The 24,217-nt window shown below is 71.4% G+C and carries 20 protein-coding genes; 11 read left to right on the forward strand and 9 right to left on the reverse strand.

The annotated features are described in order from the left end of the window. Positions 1–209 precede the first annotated feature (209 nt). A complete protein-coding gene (locus tag AB0M82_RS33160; RefSeq protein WP_364730439.1) occupies positions 210–851 on the reverse strand; it encodes a GPP34 family phosphoprotein in 642 nt (213 codons plus the stop codon). A gap of 172 nt (positions 852–1,023) precedes the next feature. Here AB0M82_RS33160 and AB0M82_RS33165 point away from each other — a divergent pair, with 172 nt between their 5' ends. The 6 genes from AB0M82_RS33165 (at position 1,024) to AB0M82_RS33190 (ending at position 10,647) form a co-directional block, all read left to right on the forward strand. Beyond that, a complete protein-coding gene (locus AB0M82_RS33165; protein ID WP_364730442.1) occupies positions 1,024–2,496 on the forward strand; it encodes an APC family permease in 1,473 nt (490 codons plus the stop codon). Beyond that, complete coding sequence (locus AB0M82_RS33170; protein ID WP_364730445.1) at positions 2,493–3,059, forward strand: GNAT family N-acetyltransferase; 567 nt, start codon at positions 2,493–2,495, stop codon at positions 3,057–3,059. The genes AB0M82_RS33165 and AB0M82_RS33170 overlap by 4 nt, the downstream gene beginning before the upstream one ends. A gap of 48 nt (positions 3,060–3,107) precedes the next feature. Continuing rightward, complete coding sequence (locus AB0M82_RS33175) at positions 3,108–4,271, forward strand: lactate 2-monooxygenase (protein WP_364730448.1); 1,164 nt, start codon at positions 3,108–3,110, stop codon at positions 4,269–4,271. Between the two features lie 127 nt (positions 4,272–4,398). Next, positions 4,399–4,695 (forward strand): hypothetical protein, encoded by a 297-nt coding sequence (locus tag AB0M82_RS33180; protein WP_364730451.1) that lies wholly within the window; start codon positions 4,399–4,401, stop codon positions 4,693–4,695. A gap of 185 nt (positions 4,696–4,880) precedes the next feature. After that, positions 4,881–8,768: an ATP-dependent RNA helicase HrpA gene (hrpA, locus tag AB0M82_RS33185; RefSeq protein WP_364730453.1), complete on the forward strand. Its 3,888-nt coding sequence runs from the start codon at positions 4,881–4,883 to the stop codon at positions 8,766–8,768. Positions 8,769–8,865: 97 nt separating this feature from the next. Then, a complete protein-coding gene (locus AB0M82_RS33190; protein ID WP_364730456.1) occupies positions 8,866–10,647 on the forward strand; it encodes a sialidase family protein in 1,782 nt (593 codons plus the stop codon). 185 nt (positions 10,648–10,832) lie between these two features. Here the strand turns inward: AB0M82_RS33190 and AB0M82_RS33195 are convergent, their stop codons facing one another. Next, positions 10,833–12,521 (reverse strand): bifunctional 3'-5' exonuclease/DNA polymerase, encoded by a 1,689-nt coding sequence (locus AB0M82_RS33195; RefSeq protein ID WP_364730459.1) that lies wholly within the window; start codon positions 12,519–12,521, stop codon positions 10,833–10,835. Positions 12,522–12,672: 151 nt separating this feature from the next. Between AB0M82_RS33195 and AB0M82_RS33200 the strand changes: the two genes are divergently transcribed. Continuing rightward, positions 12,673–14,307 carry an acyl-CoA synthetase gene (locus AB0M82_RS33200; protein WP_364730462.1) on the forward strand — a complete coding sequence of 545 codons (1,635 nt, stop codon included), beginning with the start codon at positions 12,673–12,675 and terminating at the stop codon, positions 14,305–14,307. A gap of 6 nt (positions 14,308–14,313) precedes the next feature. Here AB0M82_RS33200 and AB0M82_RS33205 read toward each other — a convergent pair whose 3' ends face one another. From AB0M82_RS33205 to AB0M82_RS33215, 3 genes are all read right to left on the reverse strand, one after another. Further along, positions 14,314–15,186, reverse strand: a complete 873-nt coding sequence (locus tag AB0M82_RS33205; protein ID WP_364730464.1) for an HD domain-containing protein — start codon at positions 15,184–15,186, stop codon at positions 14,314–14,316. A 1-nt stretch (position 15,187) separates the two neighbouring features. Next, positions 15,188–15,514 (reverse strand): helix-turn-helix transcriptional regulator, encoded by a 327-nt coding sequence (locus tag AB0M82_RS33210; protein WP_364730466.1) that lies wholly within the window; start codon positions 15,512–15,514, stop codon positions 15,188–15,190. Between the two features lie 62 nt (positions 15,515–15,576). Then, positions 15,577–16,506 (reverse strand): hypothetical protein, encoded by a 930-nt coding sequence (locus AB0M82_RS33215; RefSeq protein ID WP_364730469.1) that lies wholly within the window; start codon positions 16,504–16,506, stop codon positions 15,577–15,579. 429 nt (positions 16,507–16,935) lie between these two features. Between AB0M82_RS33215 and AB0M82_RS33220 the strand changes: the two genes are divergently transcribed. From AB0M82_RS33220 to AB0M82_RS33235, 4 genes are read left to right on the forward strand one after another with little or no spacing between them, the layout of a single operon-like run. Next, entirely contained in the window at positions 16,936–17,688 is a 753-nt protein-coding gene (locus AB0M82_RS33220) for an SDR family oxidoreductase (protein ID WP_364730471.1), read from the forward strand. Further along, positions 17,685–18,758, forward strand: coding sequence for a phosphotransferase family protein (locus AB0M82_RS33225; RefSeq protein ID WP_364730474.1), 1,074 nt, complete (start codon positions 17,685–17,687; stop codon positions 18,756–18,758). The genes AB0M82_RS33220 and AB0M82_RS33225 overlap by 4 nt, the downstream gene beginning before the upstream one ends. Next, the gene (locus tag AB0M82_RS33230; RefSeq protein ID WP_364730477.1) at positions 18,758–19,414 is read left to right on the forward strand and encodes a histidine phosphatase family protein; all 657 of its coding nucleotides are present in this window, start codon (positions 18,758–18,760) and stop codon (positions 19,412–19,414) included. Before AB0M82_RS33225 ends, AB0M82_RS33230 begins: the two co-directional genes overlap by 1 nt. Positions 19,415–19,424: 10 nt before the next feature. Beyond that, positions 19,425–20,336 carry an SMP-30/gluconolactonase/LRE family protein gene (locus AB0M82_RS33235; RefSeq protein WP_364730480.1) on the forward strand — a complete coding sequence of 304 codons (912 nt, stop codon included), beginning with the start codon at positions 19,425–19,427 and terminating at the stop codon, positions 20,334–20,336. A gap of 103 nt (positions 20,337–20,439) precedes the next feature. Here the strand turns inward: AB0M82_RS33235 and AB0M82_RS33240 are convergent, their stop codons facing one another. From AB0M82_RS33240 to AB0M82_RS33255, 4 genes are read right to left on the reverse strand one after another with little or no spacing between them, the layout of a single operon-like run. Further along, positions 20,440–21,267 (reverse strand): enoyl-CoA hydratase family protein, encoded by an 828-nt coding sequence (locus tag AB0M82_RS33240; RefSeq protein ID WP_364730483.1) that lies wholly within the window; start codon positions 21,265–21,267, stop codon positions 20,440–20,442. Continuing rightward, positions 21,264–21,956, reverse strand: a complete 693-nt coding sequence (locus AB0M82_RS33245; RefSeq protein ID WP_364730486.1) for an SDR family oxidoreductase — start codon at positions 21,954–21,956, stop codon at positions 21,264–21,266. Before AB0M82_RS33245 ends, AB0M82_RS33240 begins: the two co-directional genes overlap by 4 nt. Next, positions 21,953–23,464, reverse strand: coding sequence for a benzoate-CoA ligase family protein (locus AB0M82_RS33250; protein ID WP_364730489.1), 1,512 nt, complete (start codon positions 23,462–23,464; stop codon positions 21,953–21,955). The genes AB0M82_RS33245 and AB0M82_RS33250 overlap by 4 nt, the downstream gene beginning before the upstream one ends. Beyond that, on the reverse strand, positions 23,457–24,209 hold the full coding sequence (locus tag AB0M82_RS33255) for a creatininase family protein (RefSeq protein WP_364730490.1): 753 nt from the start codon (positions 24,207–24,209) through the stop codon (positions 23,457–23,459). Before AB0M82_RS33255 ends, AB0M82_RS33250 begins: the two co-directional genes overlap by 8 nt. Positions 24,210–24,217 lie beyond the last annotated feature (8 nt).

Consider the following 24,217-nt stretch of genomic DNA (forward strand, 5'->3'; position numbering starts at 1 on the left):
GTTGGGTGCGTTGGACGCACCGAACGCCACATTGGGTGCGTTGGACGCACCGAACGCCACATTGGGTGCGTTGGATGCACCGAACGCCACATTGGGTGCGTTGGATGCACCGAACGCCACATTGGGTGCGCTGGACGCACCGAACGCCACATTGGGGCGTTTGGGCCCGACCCCGCCCCGGGTGGGGCGGAGTCCCGGAGCCGAAAGAATCATCTGCGGTCGCCGGTGTAGACGACGGCCGCCGCCACCTCGGCGACCCCGCTGATGACGTCGGCGATGCGGCGCGGCAGCGCCTCGTGGGTTTCGGCCATCCAGGCGCGCACGTCCGCACGGGCGAGTTCCGGTTCGTGCAGATCGTCGACGCCCGCGGTCCACGCCAGCAGCGCCAGGCACGCCGCGTGCGGGTCGGGCCGGTCGATGTCGAACACGGCGGCCCGCGCCTTGCTGCGCGCCGCCGTCGACACGAACAGGTCCGCGGGCGGGTAGCGATACTTCCGGCGCAGGAGCACCCGATCGGGTACCCGCCGGACAAGCCCGAGCGCGACGAGGTCGTCGGCGGCGCGCGACGGCAGTTCCCCGCGCAGGTGGTCGACCCAGTCGCGCACCCGGTACGACGCCGGTTCCGCGGCGATTTCGGAAAACACGCGGTCGGCCGTCGGAATTCCCGGCGGCCGACCGGCGATCGCGCGGACTTTCCGGTCTTCCACCGTGATCCGTTCGGCGAACAGCAGGTCGCACAACGCCGCGCCGGCGAGGCCGATGCCCAGCGACGTCCGGCTGAGCACCGCGCGCCCGGTGAATTCGTCGTGCCCGAAGAGGAAGATCGCATCGACCAGGGTGAACCGGCGCATGACGGAAATGGGCCCCCTGGGAGATCGCGGTGCAGGGCTGTCGAAGATAGCGGTCCGGCGTCGGCGGGCTTTCGGTGCCATCACGTTTTACCCCGAACGGACGTATCGCCGCCGGGTGCGTGGCCCTACTCTGGGGCACCGCCAAGATCACGAATGGCGTGGGGGAAAGTTCATGGGAATCCGGACGCCGGAGCGTCCCGGCCTTGGTAGCAGGCGGCTCGGTGCCGTTCAGGTCGTCTTCTTCGTCGTCGCGGCGGCGGGGCCGCTGCTCGGGGTCGCCGGCGGGGTGTCGGCGACCTACGCGTCGACGGGCAGTGCCGGCGTGCCGTTGTCCTTCGTGCTGCTGGCTCCGGTGCTCGGGCTGTTCACCGTCGGGTACGCCGCGATGAGCCGGTACGTCACGAACGCCGGTGCGTTCTATCCCTATGTGTCACACGGGATCGGGCGATCGGCGGGCGCCGGCGTCTCCTACGTGACGGTGCTCGCTTACAGCGCGATCCAGTTCGCGATCTACGGCCTGTTCGGGCTTTCCGTCTCCACCTGGCTGGGCGCGGTGTTCGGGCTGACCGTGCCGTGGTGGGCGGCCGCGCTGCTGATGGTGCTCGTCGTCGGGGCGTGCGGGGTGCTGCGGATCGACTTCAACGCGAAGGTGCTCGGTGTCGCGCTCGGCCTCGAGGTCGCGGTGCTCGTGGTGGTGGACGCCGCGCTGTTCGCCCACCCCGCCGGGGGCGCCGTTTCGCTGGCGCCGCTTTCGTGGTCGAGCCTTTTCTCCGCGGGCGCCGGCGCGGTTTTCGCTTTTTCCATCGCGGTTTTCCTCGGTTTCGAAGGCGCCGCGACGTACGGCGAGGAGTGCCGGGACCCGCGCCGGACGGTGGGCCGCGCGACGTACGTCGCGATCGGCCTCACCGCGGTGCTGTACATCGCTTCGTCGCTCGCGATGGCGGTCGCGACCGGTCCGGACCACATCGTCGAACGGGCCGCGGCCGAAGGACCGGGCCTGCTGTTCGGGCTCGGCGCGCGGCACGTGGGCCAAGCGTTCGCCGACACGGCGTACCTGCTGTTCCTGACGGGCCAGTGCGCCGCGCTGCTGAGCTTCCACAACGCCGTCGCCCGGTACCTCTTCGCGCTCGGGCGGGACGGGCTGCTGCCCGAGGTCGTCGGCCGCACGAGCAAGCGCACCGGCGCGCCGATCGGCGGTTCGCTGGCCCAGACGACGATCAGCGCGGTCGTCGTCTCGGTGTTCGCGCTGGCCGGCCGGGACCCGTTCGCCGACCTGTTCACCTGGGGCGGGGTCACCGCCTCGACCGGGGTCACGATCATCATGATCGCGGTTTCGTTGTCGGTCATCGGGTTCTTCCGCCGGTTCCCCGACCGGGAGACGTGGTGGCGGCGCTGGGGCGCCCCCGCGCTCGCGGTGGTGACGCTGACCGCGGTGCTGGTGCTGATCGTCGCCAGCCTCGACGTGCTGGTCGGCCCGGCCGGCGCGATCCCGCTGCTGCGCTGGGGTATGCCGGGGGCGCTGGTGGTGGCCGGCCTGGTGGGCTTCCTGCGTGCCGAAGCGCTGCGCACCCGGGACCCGGAGGTCTACGCGGGGATCGGCGGCCCGCTGCGGGACGAAGACGCTCAGCCGCAGGAAGCGCGATGAGCGACGTCCGCGCCGCCGATCCGTCCGAAGTGGACACCGTGGCGGGAATTCTGGCCGCCGCGTTCCAGGACGACCCGGTGAGCCGCTGGGTGTTCCCGGGCGACGAGCGCCGCACCGGCGCCCACCCCGTGTTCTTCCGCGCGATCGCCGAGGCCGGGTTCGCGGCCGGGCGCGTCGAAGTGACGGCGGACGGTTCGGCGGCGATCGTCTGGCTGCCCGGCGGCGAGGACGGCGGCGACGGCTCGATCGCCGGGCTGAAGGTGGCCGAAGCCGGCCGGCTGGGTGTCCTCCTCGGCATGATGGCCGACCGCGAGCCACCGGAGCGCCACTGGCACGCGCAGTTCCTCGGTGTGGTGCCCGGACGGCAGCGCCAGGGCGTCGGCGGGCGGCTGCTCCGGCACGGCCTCGACCGGTTCGACGCCGAGGGGGTGCCGACCTACCTGGAGGCCAGCTCGCCGGACAGCGCGCGGCTCTACCGGCGGCTCGGGTTCCGCGACCACGGGCCCGCGTTCGCCCCGCCCGGCGGGCCGTCGATGCAGCCGATGCGGCGTGCCCCGGCCTGAGTCGTTACCGGCGAGTACAGTGCCCCCTCGAACACGAGGAGGCAGCCCGTGACCGAACGCTTCGGCAGCTATCAGAACGAGCTCTACCTGCAGGGACTCGGTGGCCTGCGGCCGCCGTGCTCGACCGACGCGACGAAGCTCGAAGCGTCGGCCCGCGAGGTCATGGCGCCCGGGCCGTTCTCCTACGTCGCGGGCGCGGCCGGCTCCGGCGCGACCGCGCGCGCCAACCGCGAGGCGTTCGACCGCTGGCGCGTCGTGCCGCGGATGCTGACCGGCGCCACCGACCGCGACCTGTCGACGACGGTGCTCGGCACCCGGCTGCCCGCACCGGTGGCCGTCGCGCCCGTCGGCGTCCAGTCGATCGTCCACCCGGACGCCGAGTCCGCGACGGCGCGGGCCGCCGCCTCGGCCGGGCTGCCGTTCATCCTCTCCACGGCTTCGTCGACCTCCATCGAGGACGTCGCCGCGGCCAACGGCGACGGCCCGCGCTGGTTCCAGCTGTACTGGCCCGGCGACGCCGACGTCTGCGCGAGCCTGCTGTCCCGGGCGAAGAACGCCGGTTACACGGCGCTGGTCGTCACGCTGGACACGTGGAGCCTGGCCTGGCGACCGTCCGATCTGGACCAGGGGTACCTGCCGTTCCTGAACGGCGAAGGCCTGGCCGTCCCGTTCAGCGACCCGGTGTTCCTCTCCCAGCTGGAGAAGACGCCGGAAGAGGACCGGGGCGTGGCGAGCCTGCACTGGCTCGCCATGATCACCGGCACCGACCGGACCTGGGACCAGCTGCCGTTCCTGCGCGAGCACTGGGACGGCCCGATCGTGCTCAAGGGCATCCAGCACGTCGCCGACGCGCGCCGCGCGGCCGAGGCCGGGATGGACGGCATCGTGGTCTCGAACCACGGCGGCCGCCAGGTCGACGGCGCGATCGGCGCCCTGGAAGCGTTGCCGGGCATCGTCGCGGCGGTCGGCGACCGGCTGGAGGTGCTCTTCGACTCGGGCGTCCGCACCGGCGCGGACGTGCTCAAGGCCGTCGCGCTGGGCGCGCGGGCGGTGCTGGTCGGCCGCCCGTGGGTCTACGGCCTGGCGCACGCGGGCGAGGACGGCGTGCGCCACGTGCTGCGGAGCCTGCTGGCGGACTTCGACCTGACCATGGGCCTGTCCGGCCACCGCACCCTCGCCGACCTGGGCCCGGACTCGCTCCAGCGGACGTGAGGTAACAAAACGGGAAAACCGGGGACAGTTCGGGAACCGGCGGCTATTGTACGAGGCTCATTGCGGGCCGTCGGGGTGGCCTGCTTCCCGGTTTTCTTTCCCGTTGGGGGTTTCCTTGTCTTCGATCATGATGCGGATCGGCGTCCTGTTCGCCGTTCTCGGCTTCGGCTCGCTCGTGCTGGAGCAGTTCGACTACGAGTTCAGGCTGCTCTCCTGGGCCACCGACATGCAGCCCGGCTTCGGCATCGTGCTCGGCCTGGTCGGCCTCGCCCTGATCGGCGGTTCGGTGGCGATGAGCCGGGCCAAGGCCGCACCGCAGCAGCAGTTCGCCCAGCAGCCGCCCGCGCCGGGCGCCCCGCAGGGTCACCCGGGCCAGCAGCAGTACCCGGCCCAGGCGCCGCAGCAGCCGGGCCAGCCCAGCTGAGCCCTGGCCTCATGCGCCCCAATGTGGCGTTGGGTGCGTTGGACGCACCGAACGCCACATTGGGTGCGTTGGACGCACCGAACGCCACATTGGGGCGCTTGGGCACCGGCTGAAGGTGCGCCCGGTCACGCGGCGGGGATATTCGGAAGCCCGGTTCGTCACGCACGGCTATCCTTGGCCCGAGTATGTCCACGCCACCCCTCTTCGAAGCGCTGCGTGCGCGCCTGCCCGAGCTGATGCCGCGCGACGAGCAGCGGCTGCGCCGGCGGCTCGACGGCGCCCGCAAGTCCCGCGACCGTGACACCGCGCTCGCCAGGATCGCCGCCGACGTCGACGCGGCCGAGCTGCGCGTCCAGTCGCGGCGCGAGAGCGTGCCCAAGATCGAGTACCCGGAAGAGCTGCCGGTCAGCAAGCTCAAGGACGAGATCGGGGCGGCGATCGACCGGCACCAGGTCGTGATCGTCGCGGGGGAGACCGGCTCGGGCAAGACCACGCAGCTGCCGAAGATCTGCCTCGAGCTCGGCCGCGGCATCCGCGGCCAGATCGGGCACACCCAGCCGCGGCGGCTCGCGGCGCGCACGGTCGCCGACCGGATCGCGAGCGAGCTGAAGACCGAGCTCGGCGAGACCGTCGGCTACAAGGTGCGGTTCACCGACCAGTCCGGGCAGGACACGCTGGTCAAGCTGATGACCGACGGCATCCTGCTGGCCGAGATCCAGACCGACCGGTCGCTGCGGCAGTACGACACGCTGATCATCGACGAGGCCCACGAGCGCAGCCTCAACATCGACTTCATCCTCGGCTACCTCAAGCAGCTGCTGCCGCGCCGGCCCGATCTCAAGGTGATCATCACCTCGGCGACGATCGATCCGGAGCGGTTCTCGAAGCACTTCGACGACGCGCCGATCGTCGAGGTCTCCGGCCGGACGTACCCGGTCGAGGTGCGCTACCGGCCGCTGGTCGACCCCGAAGACCCCGAAGGGGACCCGGAGCGCGACCAGACGCAGGGCATCCTCGACGCCGTCGAGGAGCTGTGCGCCGAAGGGCCGGGGGACATCCTGGTGTTCCTCTCCGGCGAGCGCGAGATCCGCGACACCGCCGACGCGCTCAACCGCGCGAACCTGCGCAACACCGAGGTCCTGCCGCTGTACGCGCGGCTGTCGGCGGCCGACCAGCACCGGGTGTTCCAGCAGCACACCGGGCGGCGCGTGGTGCTCGCGACCAACGTCGCCGAGACGTCACTGACCGTGCCCGGCATCAAGTACGTCGTCGACCCGGGCACGGCGCGGATCTCCCGCTACAGCCACCGCACCAAGGTGCAGCGGCTGCCGATCGAGCCGGTGTCGCAGGCGTCGGCGAACCAGCGCAAGGGCCGCTGCGGCCGGACGTCCGACGGCATCTGCGTCCGGCTCTACTCCGAAGAGGACTTCGAGGCGCGGCCCGAGTTCACCGACCCCGAGATCCTGCGGACCAACCTGGCCTCGGTCATCCTGCAGATGACCTCGCTGGGACTCGGTGACATCGCGGCGTTCCCGTTCGTCGAGCCGCCGGATCGCCGTCAGATCAGCGACGGCGTCGGGCTGCTGCAGGAGCTGGGCGCGTTCGATTCCGTGAACACGGCCGACCGGCGGCTCACCGACATCGGCCGCAAGCTCGCGCAGCTGCCCGTCGACCCGCGGATGGGCCGGATGGTCCTGGAGGCCGCGAAGAACGGCTGTGTCCGCGAAGTCATGATCATCGCCGCCGCACTGTCCATTCAGGACCCACGCGAGCGGCCGGCGGAGAAGCAGCAGGCGGCGGACGCGCAGCACGCTCGGTTCGCCGATCCGACGTCGGACTTCCTGGCGTACCTGAATCTCTGGGAATATGTCTCGGAGCAGCAGAAGGCGTTGTCCGGCAACCAGTTCCGCCGCATGTGCCGCACCGAGTACCTGAACTACCTGCGCCTGCGCGAGTGGCAGGACATCTTCAGCCAGCTGCGTCAGCTGGCGAAGCCGCTCGGCATCTCGTTGAACACGAACACGATGCCGGTCGACCCGCAGCGCGTGCACACGGCCCTGATCGCCGGGCTGCTCTCGCACATCGGGCTCAAGGACCCGGCCAAGGGCGACTACCTAGGCGCGCGCGGCGCACGGTTCGGCATCTTCCCCGGGTCGGCGTTGTTCAAGAAGCAGCCGCGGTTCGTGATGTCGGCCGAGCTGGTCGAGACGTCGCGGCTGTGGGCGCGGGTGAACGCCCGGATCGAGCCCGAGTGGGTCGAGCCGCTGGCGGGGCACGTCGTGAAGCGGAACTACTCCGAGCCGCACTGGGAACGCAAGCAGGGCGCGGTGATGGCGACCGAGAAGGTGACGCTGTACGGCGTCCCGCTCGTCGCCGACCGCCGCGTCAACTACGGCCGGATCGACCCGGAGCTGTCGCGGGCGCTGTTCATCCGGCACGCGCTGGTCGAGGGTGACTGGCAGACGCGGCACCACTTCTTCGCCGAGAACCGGGCGCTGCTGGAGGAGGTCGAGGACCTCGAGAACCGGGCGCGGCGGCGCGACATCCTGGTCGACGACCAGACGCTCTACGAGTTCTACGATTCCCGCGTGCCCGCGGACGTCGTCTCGGTGCGGCACTTCGACAGCTGGTGGAAGAAGGCCCGGCACGAGCAGCCGGACCTGCTGTCGTTCGAGAAGTCCATGCTCATCAACGAGACCGCGGGCGGCGTGCGGGAGTCGGACTACCCCGACTCGTGGACGCAGGGCACGCAGGTCTTCAAGCTGACCTACCAGTTCGAGCCGGGCGCGGACGCCGACGGCGTCACCGTGCACGTCCCGCTGCCGGTGCTGAACCAGGTGACGCCGGACGGGTTCGACTGGCAGGTGCCGGGCCTGCGTCCGGAACTGGTGACACAGCTGATCAAGTCGCTGCCGAAGGCGGTGCGGCGCAACTTCGTCCCGGCGCCGGACACGGCGAAGTACGTCCTTTCGCGAGTGTCCCCTTCGGACGGTCCGCTGCTGGAGGTGCTGGCCCGCGAGCTGCGGTCGTTGCGTGGGGTGACGGTGCCCTACGCCGACTGGGACCTTTCTTCGGTGCCGGAACACCTGAAGATGACGTTCCGGGTGGTCGACGAGCGCGGCAAGCGCGTCGCCGAAGGCAAGGACATCGAGGCGCTGCAACGCCGGCTGGCGCCGAAGGTCCGGGAGACGATCTCCAAGGCGGCCAACAGCCTCGAAAAGGCCGGGCTGACGAAACCCGCGTTCGGCTCGCTGCCGCAGGTGTTCGAATCCACGCAGCGCGGCCACGACGTCAAGGCGTACCCGGCGCTGGTGGACGAGGGCGCGTCGGTGGCGGTGCGCCTGCTGGACACGCCGGGCCAGCAGGAACACGCGATGTGGGCGGGCACCCGGCGGATGCTGCGGCTGAACCTGAACTCGCCGATGAAGTTCATCACGCGGTCGCTGTCGAACTCCTCGAAGCTGGCACTGAACCGGAACCCGCACGGCAGCGTCGCGGCGGTGCTGGAGGACTGCGTCGACTGCGCGGTGGACGCCCTGATGACGGCGGCGGGCGGCCCGAAGTGGGACGAAACCGGCTTCAAGGTGCTGCTGGAGCAGGTCCGGGCCGGGCTGCACCCGGCGGTGCTGGACGTGCTGGCGGACGTGGAGAAGATCCTCCGCGCGGCGAACGACGTCGAGGTCATGCTGCCTTCGTCGCGTGGCGCCGCGGAGTCCCTTTCCGACATCCGCACCCAGCTGGCCGGTTTGGTGTACCCGGGTTTCGTGACGGAGACCGGGGCTTCGCGGCTGCGTCACGTGGTCCGCTACCTGCGGGGAATCCTGCGACGGCTGGAGAAGCTGGTCTCCGAACCGACGCGCGATCTTCAGCGGACAGCGGACATCGCGTGGATCACCCGCGAGTACTCCGACGCGCTGGCTTCGCTGCCGCCGGGAACGTCGTCCCCGGCGTTGCGTGAAGTGCGGTGGATGATCGAGGAACTGCGGGTTTCGTTCTTCGCCCAGACGTTGGGGACCGCGCATCCGGTGTCACTGAAGAGGATCACGAAGGCGCTGGACGACGCGATGGCGTGAGCCGGGAATGTCCGGCTCCCCACTTCCGGCGGTTGACCGGGGACGGGCGGGCGTCAAGCCTGGGACGGCTGAAGACCCTCCTGGGAAGGACCTTCCGATGTCCTTGGGTGATTCGTCCACGAAGCGAAGAATTCTCGTTGCCCTGACCGTGCTCGTTTTGCCGCTCGCCGTTGTGTTCGCGCCGGCCGCCCAGGCCGCGACCGGGGCCGCGCCGCTGCCCGTGGATCCCGCGCACGGCAAGCACAAGATCGCCGCGGCGGCCGCCGAGCCGCGGCACGACGTGCCGAATCCGCTGCTCAAGGAGCGGTTCGCCGAGGAGGAAGAGGAGGACGGCGACGACCCCGCGCTGTCCGCGCTCTGCCAGACCTACCTCGGCAAGCCGAACCCCTACCGGCCGCTCGCGCCGAACACCGACGTCATCGACGGCGACACCATCGTGCCGACCGGCAGCCAGACCGGCTGCAGCACCGCCCAGAACGAGACGACCGTCGCCGTCAACCCGGAGAATCCGCGCAACATCGTCGCCGGGGCCAACGACTACCGGCTCTACAACACCCGCGAGGCCCGCAACGACTCCGGCGGCTTCGCCTACACCTCCTTCGACGGCGGCCGGACCTGGGCCAACGTCCAGCTGCCGCATCTCGACTTCCCGACCGGAGCGGCCGCACCACTGTCCTACATGGACGCCGCGGGCGACCCGGCCATCGCCTTCGGGCCGCACAACACCGTCTACTACGCGACTCTCGTCTTCAGCCGGGCGGAGGTGCCCGACGACCAGCAGCTCGCCAGCGGTATCGCGGTGTCCGTGTCCCACGACGGCGGGCGCAGCTTCGGCGACCCGGCGATCCTGCACCTCGACGGCGTCACCCCGGCGGGCACGCCGACGCCGACGAACATCTTCAACGACAAGGAGTGGATCGCCGCCGACCCGGTCTCCGGCGACGTCTACGTGACCTGGACGCAGTTCACCTACGACGCCGACGGCGCGTTCGCCGAGTCGCCGATCGTGCTCTCGAAGTCCCGCGACTTCGGCCGGACGTGGTCGCCGATACGCCGGATTTCGCCGTCGTTGACCGGCTTCGGCGGCGGAATCACGCCGTACGGCAGCGGCTCGAACCCGGTGGTCACCCGCGACGGGACGCTGCAGGTCGCCTACGAGACGGCGGTGTGCGCGACGGCCGCGTGCGACCAGGCGGCCGACCACGACGCCGTCGTCGTGGCGACCTCGCGCGACGGCGGCCGCACCTTCGGGCACACCGAGGTGGCGCTCGACTTCGACTTCCCGGTCGACGAAGACGTCGCCAACAACGCGCTGACCGGGGAGAACTTCCGCGTCAACAGCTTCCCGCAGCTGACCTACGACCGGGTGGCCGACCGGCTCTGGGTGACCTGGGCCGACGACCGCAACGGCACCTACCGCGACGGCGAGTCGGTCAAGACGAACGGTGACGCGTTCCTGAGCGGCTCCGACGGGCGGCACGGCTGGTCGAAGCCCGTGAAGGTCGGGACGCGGGCCGACGAGGTGTTCCCCGCGGTCGCGGGGCTGGCCGGGCGGGTCGCGGTGACCTTCTACACCCGCGCCTACGACCCCCGCGGCATCGGGCTCGACTACGCCTACGCCACCGGCTGGGGCGACGGAGCGGGTGCGGCACCGATCCGCCGGATCACGACGCAGACGGCGAACCCGCAGGTGCAGTTCGTCTCGACCGGCGCGGTGACCGGCAAGGAACTGCAGGGCGTGTTCATCGGCGACTACACCGCGGCGGCGGTCGGCGCCGACTTCCGGCTGCACCCGTGCTGGACCGACTTCCGCGGCAACCCGGGCCGGACCCTGCCGAACCAGGACGTCGCGACGCAGAGCCTGCCGATGTTCCCGTAGTGACTAGGCCTGTGCCGGCCGTTCCCGCCAGGGGCGGCCGGCACGGCGTACCTGGAGGGTCGGTTCGCGTACCTGGAGGGTCGGTTGGCGTGATCCGGGCCGTCATTCGCGTGATCGGAGCCGGAACTCGCGTGATTGAGCGCGTGACTCGCGTGATTGAGTGCGTGATTGGCGGGGCATCACGGTCATTTCGCGTCGGCGTAGGTGTCGACCGCCGCGATCTGCATCGGGAATCTCACCGGGCAGGCCGGGCCGAACAGCATTCTGGCTGCCTCGGTGATCGAGTCCACAATGGACGTCGACACGACGTCGGCCAGGGCGGCCGGGGTGTGGACGATGACTTCGTCGTGCTGGAAGAAGACCAGGTGGGCCGGGGGCGGGAGGCGACGGCGCAGCGTCGCCAGCATCACCGCCGTCATGTCGGCCGCGCTCGCCTGGACCACGAAGTTCCGCGTGAAGCGGCCCCAGCCGCGCGACGCCTGGCGGGCCTTCAGTTCCGCGGCTTCGTCCGAAGCCAAGCCGCCGGTCAAAGCCCGCCAGGCCGCCGACGGGGCGGGCGAAGTGCGGCCCAGCCGTGACCGGACCCGCTCGCCGCGCTCACCCGCCTGCGCCGCGTGCTCCACGTAGGACACCGCGTCCGGGAACCGCTGCCGCAGGAGGGCCAGCAGCGGCCCCGCCTCGCCGGACGTGCCGCCGTACATCGCCGAGAGCATCGCGATCTTCGCCCGCGCGCGGTCGTCGCGGTCGTCGTCCGCTGCCGGGACCCAGCGGGCGCCCGAGAACAGCGCCTCGCCGAGCTGCGCGTACAGGTCCGTCGCCGCCGCGACGTCGGCCAGCCGCCGGTCGCCCGACAACGCCGTGAGCACCCGGGGCTCCAGCTGGGCGGCGTCGGCCACCACCAGCTTCCAGCCCGGGTCCGCCCGGACGCACGTCCGCAGGACCTTCGGGATCTGCAACGCCCCGCCGCCGCGGCTGGCCCAGCGCCCGGACACCACGCCGCCGACGACGTAGTGCGGCCGGAATCGCCCGTCGGCGACCCACTCGTCGAGCCACGCCCAGCCGTTCGCCGTGTACAGCCGCGACAGCTCCTTGTACTCCAGCAACGGCCCCACCGCGGGATGGTCGATCCCCTTGAGGAGGTACTTCCGCGCCGCCGGCACGTCGATCCCGGCGCGCGCCAGCGCCCGGACCACGCTCGGCGGCGAGTCCGGGTTGACCGGCCGCCCGCCGAACGCCTCGCTGATCTTCGCCGCCAGCTCCACCAGCGCCTTCGGCCGCTGCCCGGCCGGCACGCGCGGCCCCAGCCGGGAAGCCAGCAGCGCCTCGTGCACGTCGGCCCGCCACGGCAGCCCGTCGGCCGACATCTCCACCGCGGCCAGCGCACTCGCCGACTCCGCGGCCAGCAGCAGCCGCATCCGGTCCGGGTGCTCGGTGGCGGCGACCCGCCGCTCCTGCTCGGCGAGCACGCGCCGGGCCGCCGTGACGACCGTCACGCCCTCGGGCAGGGTGGGCGCGCGAGTCTCGAACAGCGTCGGCTGCGCCAGCTCGACGTCGGCCGAATCCGCGGGCGGTTCTTCGCCGTTCGCCCTGGCCCAGGCCGCGCGCAGGCTCCGCGACTGCGTCTCCGCGCCTTCGTACGCCAGCAGCAGCCCCTCCGCCAGCGCCAGGTCGTAGCACCGGCGCACCCGCAGCCCGGCCGCCACCAGCACGGGGTACACCAGCTCCACCGAGGGGAACACCCACCGGGGCTCGGCCGACGCCTCGATCTCCCGGGCCGACGCCGCGAAACCCGCCTCGTCCAGGCCCGTCGCCGTCGAGGACGGCGTGTGCACGGTGAAGCTCCCGTCCTCCTCCCGCCCGGCGATCACCTGCACGAAGACATCATGCCGACCACCACCGACAAAAAGCACCGGGCGCACGTCTGGCGTGGTCGGGGTCCGCTTGGTTTACTCTCCAGTAGCCCCATACCGCCGGTACGCCCGCCGTCGGCATGGGTTCTCGTCCCGCAGCAACGGAGGTGCCCGGATGAGCTTGGTCGCGCTCGCAACGCAGGTGGCGGACAAGGTGGCCGAGACGGCGCGCAGTGTCGACGTGATGCGGCGGGCGGGCCTCGTGCCCTTCCCCCGGGTGGACGAGGGTGTCCGCTCGCTCGTCGCGCTCCGGAAGTTCGGCCCGTTCGCCGGCGCCAACCACATCTCCGCGCGCCGCGACCCGACCGCCGTCGGCATCGTCGACGAACTCGGCCCGCTCACCTACAAGCAGCTGGACGACCAGTCGAACGCCCTGGCCAGGGCGTGGTCGGAGCGCGGGATCCGGCCTGGCCAGGTCGTCGCCGCGCTGTGCCGCGACCACCGCGGCCTGGTGCTCACGATGGCCGCGGCGGGCAAGCTCGGCGTCCGACTGCTGCTGATGAACACCGGCTTCGCGAAGCCGCAGCTGACCGACGTCGCGAAGCGCGAGGGCGTCACCGCGCTGGTGTACGACCAGGAGTTCACCGGCCTGCTCGACGCCATCCCGGACGGCGTGGACCGCTACCTCGCGTGGGTCGAGCCCGGCAGCGACCTGACCGGCCGGACCGTCCCGGTGCTCGACGAGATCATCGCCAGCACCGACGACCGGCCGTGGCCCGCGCCGGCCAAGCCGGGTGGCTTCGTGCTGCTGACCAGCGGGACCACCGGCACGCCGAAGGGCGCGCCGCGGCCGCACACCTCGGCGCTGGCGTCGGCGCAGTTCCTCGACCGGATCCCGCTGCGGTCGAACGAGGCCACCTACATGGGTGCGCCGCTGTTCCACGGCACCGGCCTGTCGCAGTTCATCCTGTCCTTCGCGCTCGGCTCGAAGGTCGTGATGCGGCGCAAGTTCAACCCCGAGGAGGCGCTGCGCGGCGTCGCCGAACACCGGTGCACGGCCCTCGTGCTGGTGCCGACCATGCTGCAGCGCATCGTCGACCTGCCGAAGGACGTCCGCGAGAAGTACGACACGTCGTCGTTGCGGATCATCTTCGTCGCCGGCTCGGCGCTGTCGCCGGACCTCGGCAACCGGGCGAACGAGGCCTTCGGCCCGGTCGTGCACAACCTTTACGGCTCGACCGAGGTCGCGGTGGCGACGGTCGCGACGCCGGAGGACTGGGCGAAGGCCCCCGGCACGGTAGGCCGCGCGCCGGTCGGCTGCAAGGTGGCGCTGTACGACGAAAAAGGCCGGAAGATCACCGAGCCCGAGGTGACCGGCCGGGTGTTCGTCGGCAGCGGCCTCAGCTTCGGCGGCTACACCGACGGCCGCCACAAGGAGGTCATCGACGGCCTGCTCTCCAGCGGCGACGTCGGCCACTTCGACGCCGACGGCCTGTTGTTCATCGACGGCCGCGACGACGAAATGATCGTCTCCGGCGGCGAGAACGTTTTCCCGATCGAGGTGGAGAACCTTTTGGTCGAGCGCGAAGACGTGATCGAAGCGGCGGTGATCGGGGTCGACGACCCGGAGTTCGGGCAGCGGCTCAAGGCGTTCGTGGTGCGGGCCGAGGGCTCCGGCCTCGACGTCGAGGGCGTCCGCGACTACGTCAAGGCGAACCTGGCGCGCTACAAGGTGCCGCGCGACGTCGAGTTCCTGGACGAGCTGCCCCGCAACGCGACCGGGAAGGTATTGCGCACCAAGCTGTCGTGAGGCGAGTCAGCGACGGCGCCAAGCTTCGATCAGGGCGCGGAGGCGCTTCGCGGCGGTACCGTCGCCGGCGAAGAGCACGGCCGCGAGCCCCGCGAGGGCGGCCACGGCGACGACCGCGGCCGGCCAGGTGAGGCCGGTGTTGAGGAAGGTCGCGGCGATCGCGCCCGCGGAGAGGACGTAATTCCCGCCGGACCGTTCGGTTCTCCTGAGCGTCCGAGCCAGACCGGGCATCGCGATGGTCAGGCCGGCCACGAAACCCGCTCGGCCGCGCCGGGTGGGCAACGCGGCGAGTTCGCCCGTCCACTCGGCGACCCACCGGGAACGCACGGACTTGGGCAGCAGAATCGCCGCGGCGGCCAGCACCCGGGGAGTGCGACGCAGAACTCCGGACGCCAGTGCCGACAGTTCCCGGCTGACGTCGGTGAGGTCGAGCCGTTCGGCCACGGGGACCAGTATCCGCAGTGTCTCGGCGGATTTGGCGCGTTGCCTGGCCGGGAGCACGTGGGCGATGGTGCGCAGGTTGTGGAGCCGGTCGGCCAGCTTGAGCCGAAGGACTCCGTCGGACGCCGACTCGATGTCGTGGCTGTCTTCCAGCCGGACCAGGCCGGCGACGAGATCGGCGATCGGGGCGCCGAACCGCTCGGGGACCGGGCCCGCGGTGTCGTGCAGGAGCCCCGCACCGACAAGGTCTTTGCCGCAGCGCTGCTCGGCCAGGATCGTGGCGACGGCGACGGGGTGCGTGATGTACGGGTCGCCGCTCTTGCGCACCTGCCCTTGGTGGCTTTCGGCGGCGAACCGGTAAGCCTGTTCGAGGAAGCGCACATCTTCGGCCGGCAGATAGGACGATACGGCCGCGGCAAGAGGATCGGGCATCGTCATGTCAGAACCCGCCTTCGGTCAGCAGCCGGCGGGCGCGGACACTCTGGTGCCGGTAGCCGGGCTGGGACACCACGCGCCGTGCCTGCTCGGCGCCTTCCGGGGTGAGGCGGTACATCCGCCGTCGCGGGCGCCCTTCCGCCTCGTGGACGGCCGGGTCTTCCCACTCGCTCGTCAACCACCCGGCTTTCTCCAGGCGCGCCAGGATCTGGTAGACCGTGCCGGATTTCAGGCCGACGGCGTGCATCAGGTCCAGCCCGTACCTGGGCTCCGCGGGGCTCTTGACCAGCTCATCGAGGATCAGCCCGGTCTGCAGTGTCATCCTCGGCATAGGTCTTATATTACCTAGCCCGTGAAGTGCGGAAACGAGCTTCACTCGGTCAGCGCAGCGCCTCAGTCCCAGTCGATGCCGAAGACGCCGGGGCCGAAGTCCAGTGCCACCGCGTGCACGCCGTCGGCGCCGTCGAGCTTGAGGGGGCGCCGGGTGAGCATGCCGGTCGAGCCGTTGCGGGAGTACTGCCAGCACCGGTCCGGCGCGGTGCCCGGCGCGAAGCGGACCTCGAGGAGGTACTCCGGCACCGGGCGGCGGAACTCGCGGTAGTGGGTGTTGCGGCACTCCGGGTACGGCGGCCCGCTGTTGGTCAGCGTGTACTCGATCAGGTGTGTCTCGCCCCGGTTGATCGGCTGATCGAAGAGCAGTTCGGCGACGATGAGTCCGTGTGCCTCGTCGACCTCGGCGCGGCCGATCCGGCAGTTGCGCACGGCGTGCAGCTCCGGCGCGCCGGCCGCCGGGTCGTCCTGGGTGTACACCAGCAGCCAGCGGTCCTGGCCGTCCGCGGCCGCCTGGAACACCGCCCGCGCGGTCACCGCGCGCTGGCCGCCGTCGGCGGCGATCTCGCACAGGTCGTGCAGCCCGACCAGCTTCAGCGGGTGCTGGCGCTCGAGCGCGTTCGGGGCGCCGACCTTGTCCAGCAGGGGCTGCAGCACCTCCCGCGGGAACGACATGGGCTCGCCACCGGCCTGGCGCTTCCCGGCGCCGCCGCGCGGCCGGGGCGGGGGCAGCAGTCCCAGCAGGGCCCCGGCGGGGACGTCGAGGATTTCTTCGAGCGTGTGGACGGCCGAGAGCGAGCTCTGCCGCTCCGGCTGGCGTTTGCCGGACTGCCAGTAGCTGAGCGCGGTGACGCTGACGACGACGCCGCGGGCCCGCAGCCGGGCCTGGATCCGGTCGAGCGACAGCCCGCTGGTGGCGATGGCCGCGCGCAGCTGGGTGGCGAACGCGGTGCGCCCGCAGTCGTGGCCGTCGCCCGCCGTGCTGCTCGCCATTGTTGAAACCGACCCGCCCCGTGCCGTCCCCCGACGCTCCCCGACACGAAGCACGTTAGCAGGATTCACCGGACCACCCGCGCCCCTCTTCGCCGGGGCCGTCGTCGCCCGGCGAGGCTCGGCCGCTCGGGCGAACGGGCTAGTACTGGCAACTGTGAACCATTGCCCCGGCCTGGGCGGACGCGCTTGTATGACTTGCCCGCACCGGTGGCTCCGCCTCCCCCCTCACGGCCCCCCGGGTGCGGCGAACCGGCCGTGAAAACGGTTCCGGCTCCGGTTCACCCCGGCCGCGTTGTGCGACCGGCCGGTGTGGCCGCGCGATGACCGGTGGCCCGGCGACGCCCCCAGCGCCGGGCCACCGGTCTTATTACCAACGGCTCCGCCTTCCTCCCCACCACCACCCTCAACGGAGGCTGTAGTTTTCCGGGCATGGTCCTCCGGAAGAACATCCTGATCACGGGTGCCAGCAGCGGGCTGGGCGAAGGCATGGCCCGCCAGTTCGCGGCGAAGGGGCGCGACCTGGCGCTGTGCGCGCGACGCACCGAGCGGCTGGAGAAGCTGGCCGCCGAGCTCACGGCCACGCATCCCGGGATCAAGGTCGTCACGCGCACGCTCGACGTCACCGACCACGACCGCGTGTTCGCCGTCTTCGAGGAGTTCCGCGCCGAGCTCGGTTCCCTCGACCGGGTGATCGTGAACGCCGGGCTCGGGAAGGGGCAGCCGGTCGGCAAGGGCCGGTTCGACGCCAACCGCCAGACCATCGAGGTCAACTTCGTCGCGGCCGCCGCCCAGATCGAGGCCGCCGCCGGGATCTTCCGCGCGCAGGGCGCCGGGCACCTGGCGGTGATCTCGTCGTTCAGCGCGATCCGCGGCCTGCCGGGCACCCTCACCGCGTACGCCGCTTCGAAGGCCGGGATCTCGGCGTTCGTCGACGGCACCCGCATCGAGTTGAAGCGCAAGGGCATCGCGGTCACCGACGTCCGGCCCGGCTACATCGAGTCCGAGATGAACGACCGGATCGGCCGGAACCCGTTGCTGGCCAAGGCCGAGCGCGGCGCCAAGGCGCTGGCCAAGGCGATCGAGGCGGAGCCGGCGCGGGCCTACGTCCCGGCGTGGCCGTGGGTGCCGCTGAGCCTCGCGATGCGCGTGGTGCCGGCTTCGGTGCTGCGGAGGGTCCTGTGACCACCGGCAGCGCCGACACGACCGTCGAGGTCCGCGCGGAGGACGCCTTCGACGCCGTCGCGGTGCACGAATGGCTGGCCGCGAAGGTCGAGGGCCTCGGGCCTGAGCCACCGCGCGTCCGGCAGTTCCCCGGCGGCGCGTCGAACCTGACGTACCTGCTGACCTACCCGGACCGCGAGCTGATCCTGCGCCGCCCGCCGGCCGGGCACAAGGCCGCGTCGGCGCACGACATGCGGCGCGAGTACCGCGTGCAGCACGCGCTGAAGCCGGTGTTCCCGTACGTGCCGCGGATGCTGGCGTTCGGGGACGACCCGGGCGTGCTCGGCGGCGACTTCTACGTCATGGAGAAGCTCGACGGCCTGATCCTGCGCGGCAACCTGCCCGCCGGTCTGGAGCTGACCGCGGAGCGGGCGCGCGAGCTGTCCGGCAAGGTCGTCGACCGGCTGGTCGACCTGCACGCCGTCGACGTCGGAACGGCCGGGCTGGCCGACCTCGGCAAGGGCGCGGGCTACGTCGAGCGGCAGATCCGCGGCTGGTCGGACCGGTACGTCGCGGCCCGCACGGACAATGTCGGCGACTTCGCCGAGGTGCGCTCGTGGCTGGCTGCGAACCGGCCCGGCGAGGTGAAGATCTGCCTGATCCACAACGACTACCGGCTCGACAACCTGGTGCTCGACGGTCCGGGCACGCTGAACATCGTCGGCGTGCTCGACTGGGAAATGGCCACGCTCGGCGACCCGCTGATGGAGCTGGGCAGCATGCTGGCCTACTGGGTGCAGGCCGGCGACGACGACGTCATGCAGGCCAGCCGGCGGCAGCCGACGCACCTGCCCGGCATGTTCACGCGCGAGGAGTTCGTCGCTAGGTACCTGGAACGGACCGGGCTTTCCGTGGGCGACTGGCGGTTCTACGAGGTCTACGGCCTGTTCCGGCTCGCCGCGGTGCTGCAGCAGCTGTACCGCCGGTACCGCGAGGGCGCCACCCGCAACCCGGCGTTCAAGGACTTCTGGCAGTTCGTCGGCTACCTGGACCGGCGCTGCCGGGAGATCATCGCGAAGGGGAATGGTTAGTGGGCGCGATCTACCTGATCCGGCACGGGCAGGCGTCGTTCGGGGCGGCGGACTACGACGCGCTTTCTCCGCGCGGCTTCGAACAGTCCACTGTGGTCGGTGCGGAACTGCTGCGGCGTGGGGTGGTCTTCGGCCAGGTCCGGTCCGGAACGCTGGCGCGCCAGCGGGACACCGCGGCCACGGCCTTGAAGGTGCTCGGCAGCGACGTCCCGGTGGTCGAGGACCCGCGGTGGAACGAGTACGACCACGTCGACATCGCACTGCACCACGCCGGCGGGGCGCCGCAGGAGGATTCCCGCGCCTACCAGGGACTGCTGGATGCCGCGCTGACCGCGTGGACGTCGGCCGGCGCTTCCGGGCCGTGCGCCGAGACCTGGCCCGCGTTCCGCGCGCGGTGCCGGGACGCGCTCGCGGACCTGGTGGCGTCGCTGGGCAAGGGGGAGCACGCGGTCGTGTTCACCTCCGGCGGCGTGATCGCCACGATCTGCGGGCTCTTGATGGGAGCGCCCGAAGCCGGGCTGCTCAAGCTCAACCGCGTCACGGTCAACGGCGGGATCACGAAACTGGTGTCCGGCCGCGGCGGCGTCACCCTGCTGTCCTTCAACGAGCATCCGCACTTCGAGGCGGACGCGGCTTCGTTGCTCACCTATCGCTAGGAGGCACCCGATGCGGTTCGGCGAGGTCACGCTGTACCCGGTGAACGGCCACGGCCCGGAGGACGTCGTCGTCGACGCCGAGGGCCGGATCTACACCGGCGTCGACGACGGCCGGATCCTGCGCCTGTCGCCGGACGGACAGCGCATCGACGTCATCGCCGACACGGGCGGCCGCCCGCTCGGGCTGGAGCTGTACGGCGAAGCCGAGCTGCTGATCTGCGACGCGCGGGCGGGGCTGCTGGTCGTGCCGCTGGCCGGCGGCGGGGTTTCGACCTTGGCGACGTCGGCACAGGGACTGGACTTCGTGTTCTGCAACAACGCGGCGGTGGCGTCCGACGGCACGATCTACTTCACGGACTCCTCCCGCCGCTTCGGCATCGACAACTGGCGCGACGACCTGATCGAGCAGACGGCGGGCGGGCGGCTGCTGCGCCGCTCTCCGGACGGCTCGATCGACCTGCTCCTGGCCGGCCTCCAGTTCGCGAACGGCGTCGCGCTCGCCCCGGACGAGTCGTTCGTGGCGGTGGCGGAAACCGGTGCGTGCCGCGTTTCCCGGGTGTGGCTGGACGACGGCCGTTCGGACGTCTTCGTCGACGGCTTGGGGGGCTTCCCGGACAACATCTCGACCGGCTCGGACGGGCTGATCTGGATCACCCAGGCGTCGCCTCGCGTGCCGGCCTTGGACGTCGTGCGTCGCCTGCCGGCGCCGCTACGGGCGGGCGTGCGCAAGCTGCCGACGAAGTTGCAGCCTCGGCCGGGTCGTGAGGTCGGGGTCCTCGGCGTCGCGGCGGACGGCACGGTGGAACGCGAGCTGCGCGGGGAGATTCCCGGGTTCCACATGCTGGTGGGGGTCCGGGAGTGGCGGGGGAAGCTGTACTTCGGCTCGCTGGAGGAGTCGGCGATCGCGGTGACGACCCGCTGACGCTGGCTCTCATGCGCCCCAATGTGGCGTTGGGTGCGCTGGACGCACCGAACGCCACATTGGGTGCGCTGGACGCAACCAATGCCACATTGGGGCGCTTGGCTCAGCGACCCGTCCAGCGCGGATCCCGACCGGCGGACCAGGCCGCGTAGAACTCCTTGTGGTCCTTGGTCGTCATCAGCAATGCCTGCGTGATCGCCTCCAGCTCGATCGCGCTGCCCAGGTCCATGTCCAGCTCACGCGTCAGCAGCACCTTCGTCGTCGCGTACGCCAGCGCCGGGCCGTCCGCGAGACGTCGTGCCAAAGCCGAAGCGGCCGCCGGCAGTTCCGAGTCGGGGACCACCTGCGTGGCCAACCCGATTTCCGCGGCGCGCTCCGCCGTGACCTTGTCTCCCAGGATGAGCAGCTCCGTCGCCCGGCCGAGGCCCACCAGGCGAGGCAAGAGATAAGCCGAGCCCATGTCCGCCCCCGCCAGGCCGACCTTCGTGAACAGGAACGCGAACTTCGCCGACTCCGCCAGCAGCCGGAAGTCGCTCGCCAGCGCGATCACCGAGCCCGCTCCCGCGGCCACTCCGTTGACCGCCGCGATCACCGGCAGCGGGCATTCGCGCAGCGCCTTCACCACCGCGCCCGTCATGCGCGTGAACTCCAGCAGCTCCGCCGTCTCGAACTTCCGCAGCTCGCCGATGATCTCTTCGACGTCGCCGCCGGAGCAGAACCCGCGGCCCCGCCCGGTGATCACCAGGACCCGGACGTCCTCGTGCTGGGGCAGCTCGATGATCAGGTCCCGCAGGTCCGCGTAGACGTCGAAGGTCAGCGCGTTCAGCTTCTCGGGCCGGTCGAGGGTGACCGTGGCGACGCCGTCGGCCACGGTGAACTCGAAGTGCTCCCACTCCTTCGTCAGCGGTGCGGTCGCGCGGAACGGGCTCATGACTGGATTCCTCCGCCGTCGAGTACGAGGGTCTGGCCGTTGATCGCGGCGGCTTCGGGTGCCGCCAAAAAGGAGACAGCGAACGCCACCTCCGAAGGCTCCAGCAGCCTGCCCAGCGGGGACGCCGCCGCCAGCGCCGATTCCGCCGAAGCGGAGTCACGTCCCGTCCGCGAGGCGATGCGGGCCACCGAGGTCGCCGTCATGTCGGTGCGCACGAACGCCGGGCACACCGCGTTCGCCGTGACGCCGGTGCCGGCCAGTTCCGCCGCGACCGCCCGCATCAGCCCGACGGCCGCGTGCTTCGACGCGGTGTACCCCGCCGTGTAGCGGTATCCGACGTGCGACGCCGTCGACGCCACCGTGACGATCCGGCCGCTGTCTCGCGAGCGCATTCCGTCCAGCACCGCGCGGGTGCAGAGGAACGCGCCGGTCGCGTTGACCTCGATCTGCGCACGCCAGTCGTCCAGCGAAGTGCGCGAAACCGGTGCGCTGGAAGAGATCCCGGCGTTGTTGACCAGCACGTCCACCGGACCCGCATCGGCGAAGAACGCCGTGACAGCGTCCTCGTCGGTGACGTCGCAGTCGGCCCGGCCCGGCGCGAGCACCGTGTCGCCGGCCGCGCGGAACCGGGCCGTGATCGCCGCGCCGATGCCGCGGGTGCCGCCGGTGACGACGACCAGGCGGCTCACGGGCGGTCCGCCAGCGCGCGGCGGTCGAGCTTGCCGTTGGCGGTACGGGGAAGTTCCGTCATGAACACCACTTCGCGAGGGTACTTGTGCTTGGCCAGATGGGCTTTCGCGTGCTCTTTCAGCTCTTCCGCGGATACCGAAGCCCGCACCACGACGTACGCGCGGGGGACGACCAGGCCGCCGACCTCGTGGCCGACCACCGCGCAGTCGGTGACGTCCGGGTGGCCGAGCAGGCAGTCCTCGATCTCGCCGGGCGCGACGAACACGCCGCCGACTTTCAGCAGCGCGTCGGCCCGGCCGTGGTGGCGGAAGAAACCCCCGGAACGGCTGAACAGGTCGCTCGACGTCAGCGTGTCGCCGTCGAACGTCCGCGCCGACTTCTCCGGGTCGCCGAAGTACTCCAGCGCGATGGTCGGCCCGGTCACGCGCAGCGGGCCGATTTCGCCGTCCGGCAACGGGTTCCCCAGCTCGTCGACGACCTGCGCGGTGTAGCCGGGCACCTCGGTGCCGAGCGTGCCGACGCGCGCGGCGCCCGGCCGGTTCGAGAGGTAGATGTGGTACGCCTCGGACGAGCCGATCCCGTCCACCACCGGCACGCCGAAGGTCGCGTCCCACTTCCGGTGCAACTCGGAGGGCAGCGCCTCACCCGCGGACGTCGTCATGCGCAGGCAGCTCAGGTCCTGTTCCGCCGCGGCGGGGTGCGCGACCATCGCGCTCATCATGGTCGGCACGTTGACCAGCACGGTCGGCCGGTACCGGGCGATCAGCTCGAAGATCAGGTCCGCCGTGCTGCGCTCGGGGAACACGATCCCGGCCGCGCCGACGCCGAACGGGAACAGCGCCACCAGGTCGCGCGCGTACCCGAAGAACAGCTTGGGCACGGCGAGGACCCGGTCGTCCTCCCGCAGGCCGAGCACTCCGGCGGCGTACCGCTCGAAGCTCTCGAGCGGACTGCGCAACGGATGCACGCACGCCTTGGGCGCGCCGGTGCTGCCGGTGGTGAACTTCCAGATGCCGACGTCGTCGAGCGTCGTCGGCGCGGCCTCCAGCGAGTCCGGCGCCGCGTCGACCAGTGTCCGGAAGGGACGCTCGCCCGGCAGCAGCTCATCGGCCGGTACCCCGGTGACCAGCAGGTTCCGCGCCCCCGCCGAGCGCAGCGCGGGGAGCGTGACGGCGTCCGCGAGCACCGCGACGGCCTCGGTGTAGCCGAGGTAGTACGCGTAGTCCTTGGGCTGCAGGAACGGGTAGACCTCGGCCGTCACCGCGCCGATCTTCTGCGCGCCGTACCAGGCCGCGACGAACTCGTCGCCGTCGCTCAACGCCAGCAGCACTCGCTGTCCTTTTCGGACACCGGCGTCGAGAAACACGTTCCCGATCCGGTTGGCCAGCCGCGCCAGCGCCGCGTAGCTGACCGCGCGGTCCCCGGCGAGCAGCGCGGTCCGGTCGCCGCGGCCCTCGGCCACGTGCCGGTCGAGGAAGTGCGTGGCGAGGTTGAACGGCTCACTCACGGGCCAGCTCCCGGATCGCTTCCACCAGCAGGTCGGTCAACGTCGAGAACGTCGTCTCGCCCTCTTCCGCGGTCGCCTCGGCCGGGGCGCCGCAGTACGCGTCGGTCATCCCCATCGCCAGGAAACCTCCGTCGGACGGCGCCGAAGCGAGACTGACCGGAACGTGCGGCAGCGTCCGCATCAGCGGCTGGTCGACCAGTTCGGGCCGGTCGGCCAGCACCAGCGACGTCTCGTAGCGCCCGGCGTGACACTCACCGGACCGGAACTCCTCGGTCAGCCGCCGCGCGTGCCGCCGCCGGACCAGGTCGAGCAGGGTGACGCGCCCGTCGTAGGCGAAGTTCAGCGTCTCCGCCGCTCGCCGCAGCGTCACCAGGTGCGCGGGTTCGAAGTGGTTGTTGACCAGCAGGATCCGGCGCAGGCGCTGGCCGATGAGCGACGCTCCGATGTCGACGAGCAGCGAGTGCAGTGTCTCCTCGCCGATGTGGATGCCGCCGGCGAACCCGGCCGCGAACCGCGTCACGCCGTATTGCACCTCGGGCAGGACCAGCACGTGGACGTCCTCGTCGGCGGCCAGCCGGTCGGCCGCGCGCTCGCACATCCCGCGCGAGATCAGCGGGTCCGTGCCCAGCGGCGCGTGCGGGCCGTGCGGCTCGATCGCGCCCAGCGGGAGCAGCAGCACCGGGACGCGATCAGCCGAAGCCAACGCAGCGACCTGCCGCGAGCTGAGGTCCGCGAAGTACGTCACGCAAATCA

Source organism: Amycolatopsis sp. NPDC051128, from assembly GCF_040682715.1.
Taxonomy (GTDB): Bacteria; Actinomycetota; Actinomycetes; order Mycobacteriales; family Pseudonocardiaceae; genus Amycolatopsis.

What these genes read in the sequence shown, in the direction of transcription:
- AB0M82_RS33220 (WP_364730471.1), top strand. Translation starts at nt 16,936, where the DNA reads ATGGTCCTCCGGAAGAACATCCTGATCACGGGTGCCAGCAGCGGGCTG.
- AB0M82_RS33165 (WP_364730442.1), top strand. Translation starts at nt 1,024, where the DNA reads ATGGGAATCCGGACGCCGGAGCGTCCCGGCCTTGGTAGCAGGCGGCTC.
- AB0M82_RS33205 (WP_364730464.1), bottom strand. Translation starts at nt 15,186, where the DNA reads ATGACGATGCCCGATCCTCTTGCCGCGGCCGTATCGTCCTATCTGCCG.
- AB0M82_RS33190 (WP_364730456.1), top strand. Translation starts at nt 8,866, where the DNA reads ATGTCCTTGGGTGATTCGTCCACGAAGCGAAGAATTCTCGTTGCCCTG.
- AB0M82_RS33170 (WP_364730445.1), top strand. Translation starts at nt 2,493, where the DNA reads ATGAGCGACGTCCGCGCCGCCGATCCGTCCGAAGTGGACACCGTGGCG.
- hrpA (WP_364730453.1), top strand. Translation starts at nt 4,881, where the DNA reads ATGTCCACGCCACCCCTCTTCGAAGCGCTGCGTGCGCGCCTGCCCGAG.
- AB0M82_RS33160 (WP_364730439.1), bottom strand. Translation starts at nt 851, where the DNA reads ATGCGCCGGTTCACCCTGGTCGATGCGATCTTCCTCTTCGGGCACGAC.
- AB0M82_RS33235 (WP_364730480.1), top strand. Translation starts at nt 19,425, where the DNA reads ATGCGGTTCGGCGAGGTCACGCTGTACCCGGTGAACGGCCACGGCCCG.
- AB0M82_RS33200 (WP_364730462.1), top strand. Translation starts at nt 12,673, where the DNA reads ATGAGCTTGGTCGCGCTCGCAACGCAGGTGGCGGACAAGGTGGCCGAG.
- AB0M82_RS33240 (WP_364730483.1), bottom strand. Translation starts at nt 21,267, where the DNA reads ATGAGCCCGTTCCGCGCGACCGCACCGCTGACGAAGGAGTGGGAGCAC.
- AB0M82_RS33210 (WP_364730466.1), bottom strand. Translation starts at nt 15,514, where the DNA reads ATGCCGAGGATGACACTGCAGACCGGGCTGATCCTCGATGAGCTGGTC.
- AB0M82_RS33215 (WP_364730469.1), bottom strand. Translation starts at nt 16,506, where the DNA reads ATGGCGAGCAGCACGGCGGGCGACGGCCACGACTGCGGGCGCACCGCG.
- AB0M82_RS33180 (WP_364730451.1), top strand. Translation starts at nt 4,399, where the DNA reads ATGATGCGGATCGGCGTCCTGTTCGCCGTTCTCGGCTTCGGCTCGCTC.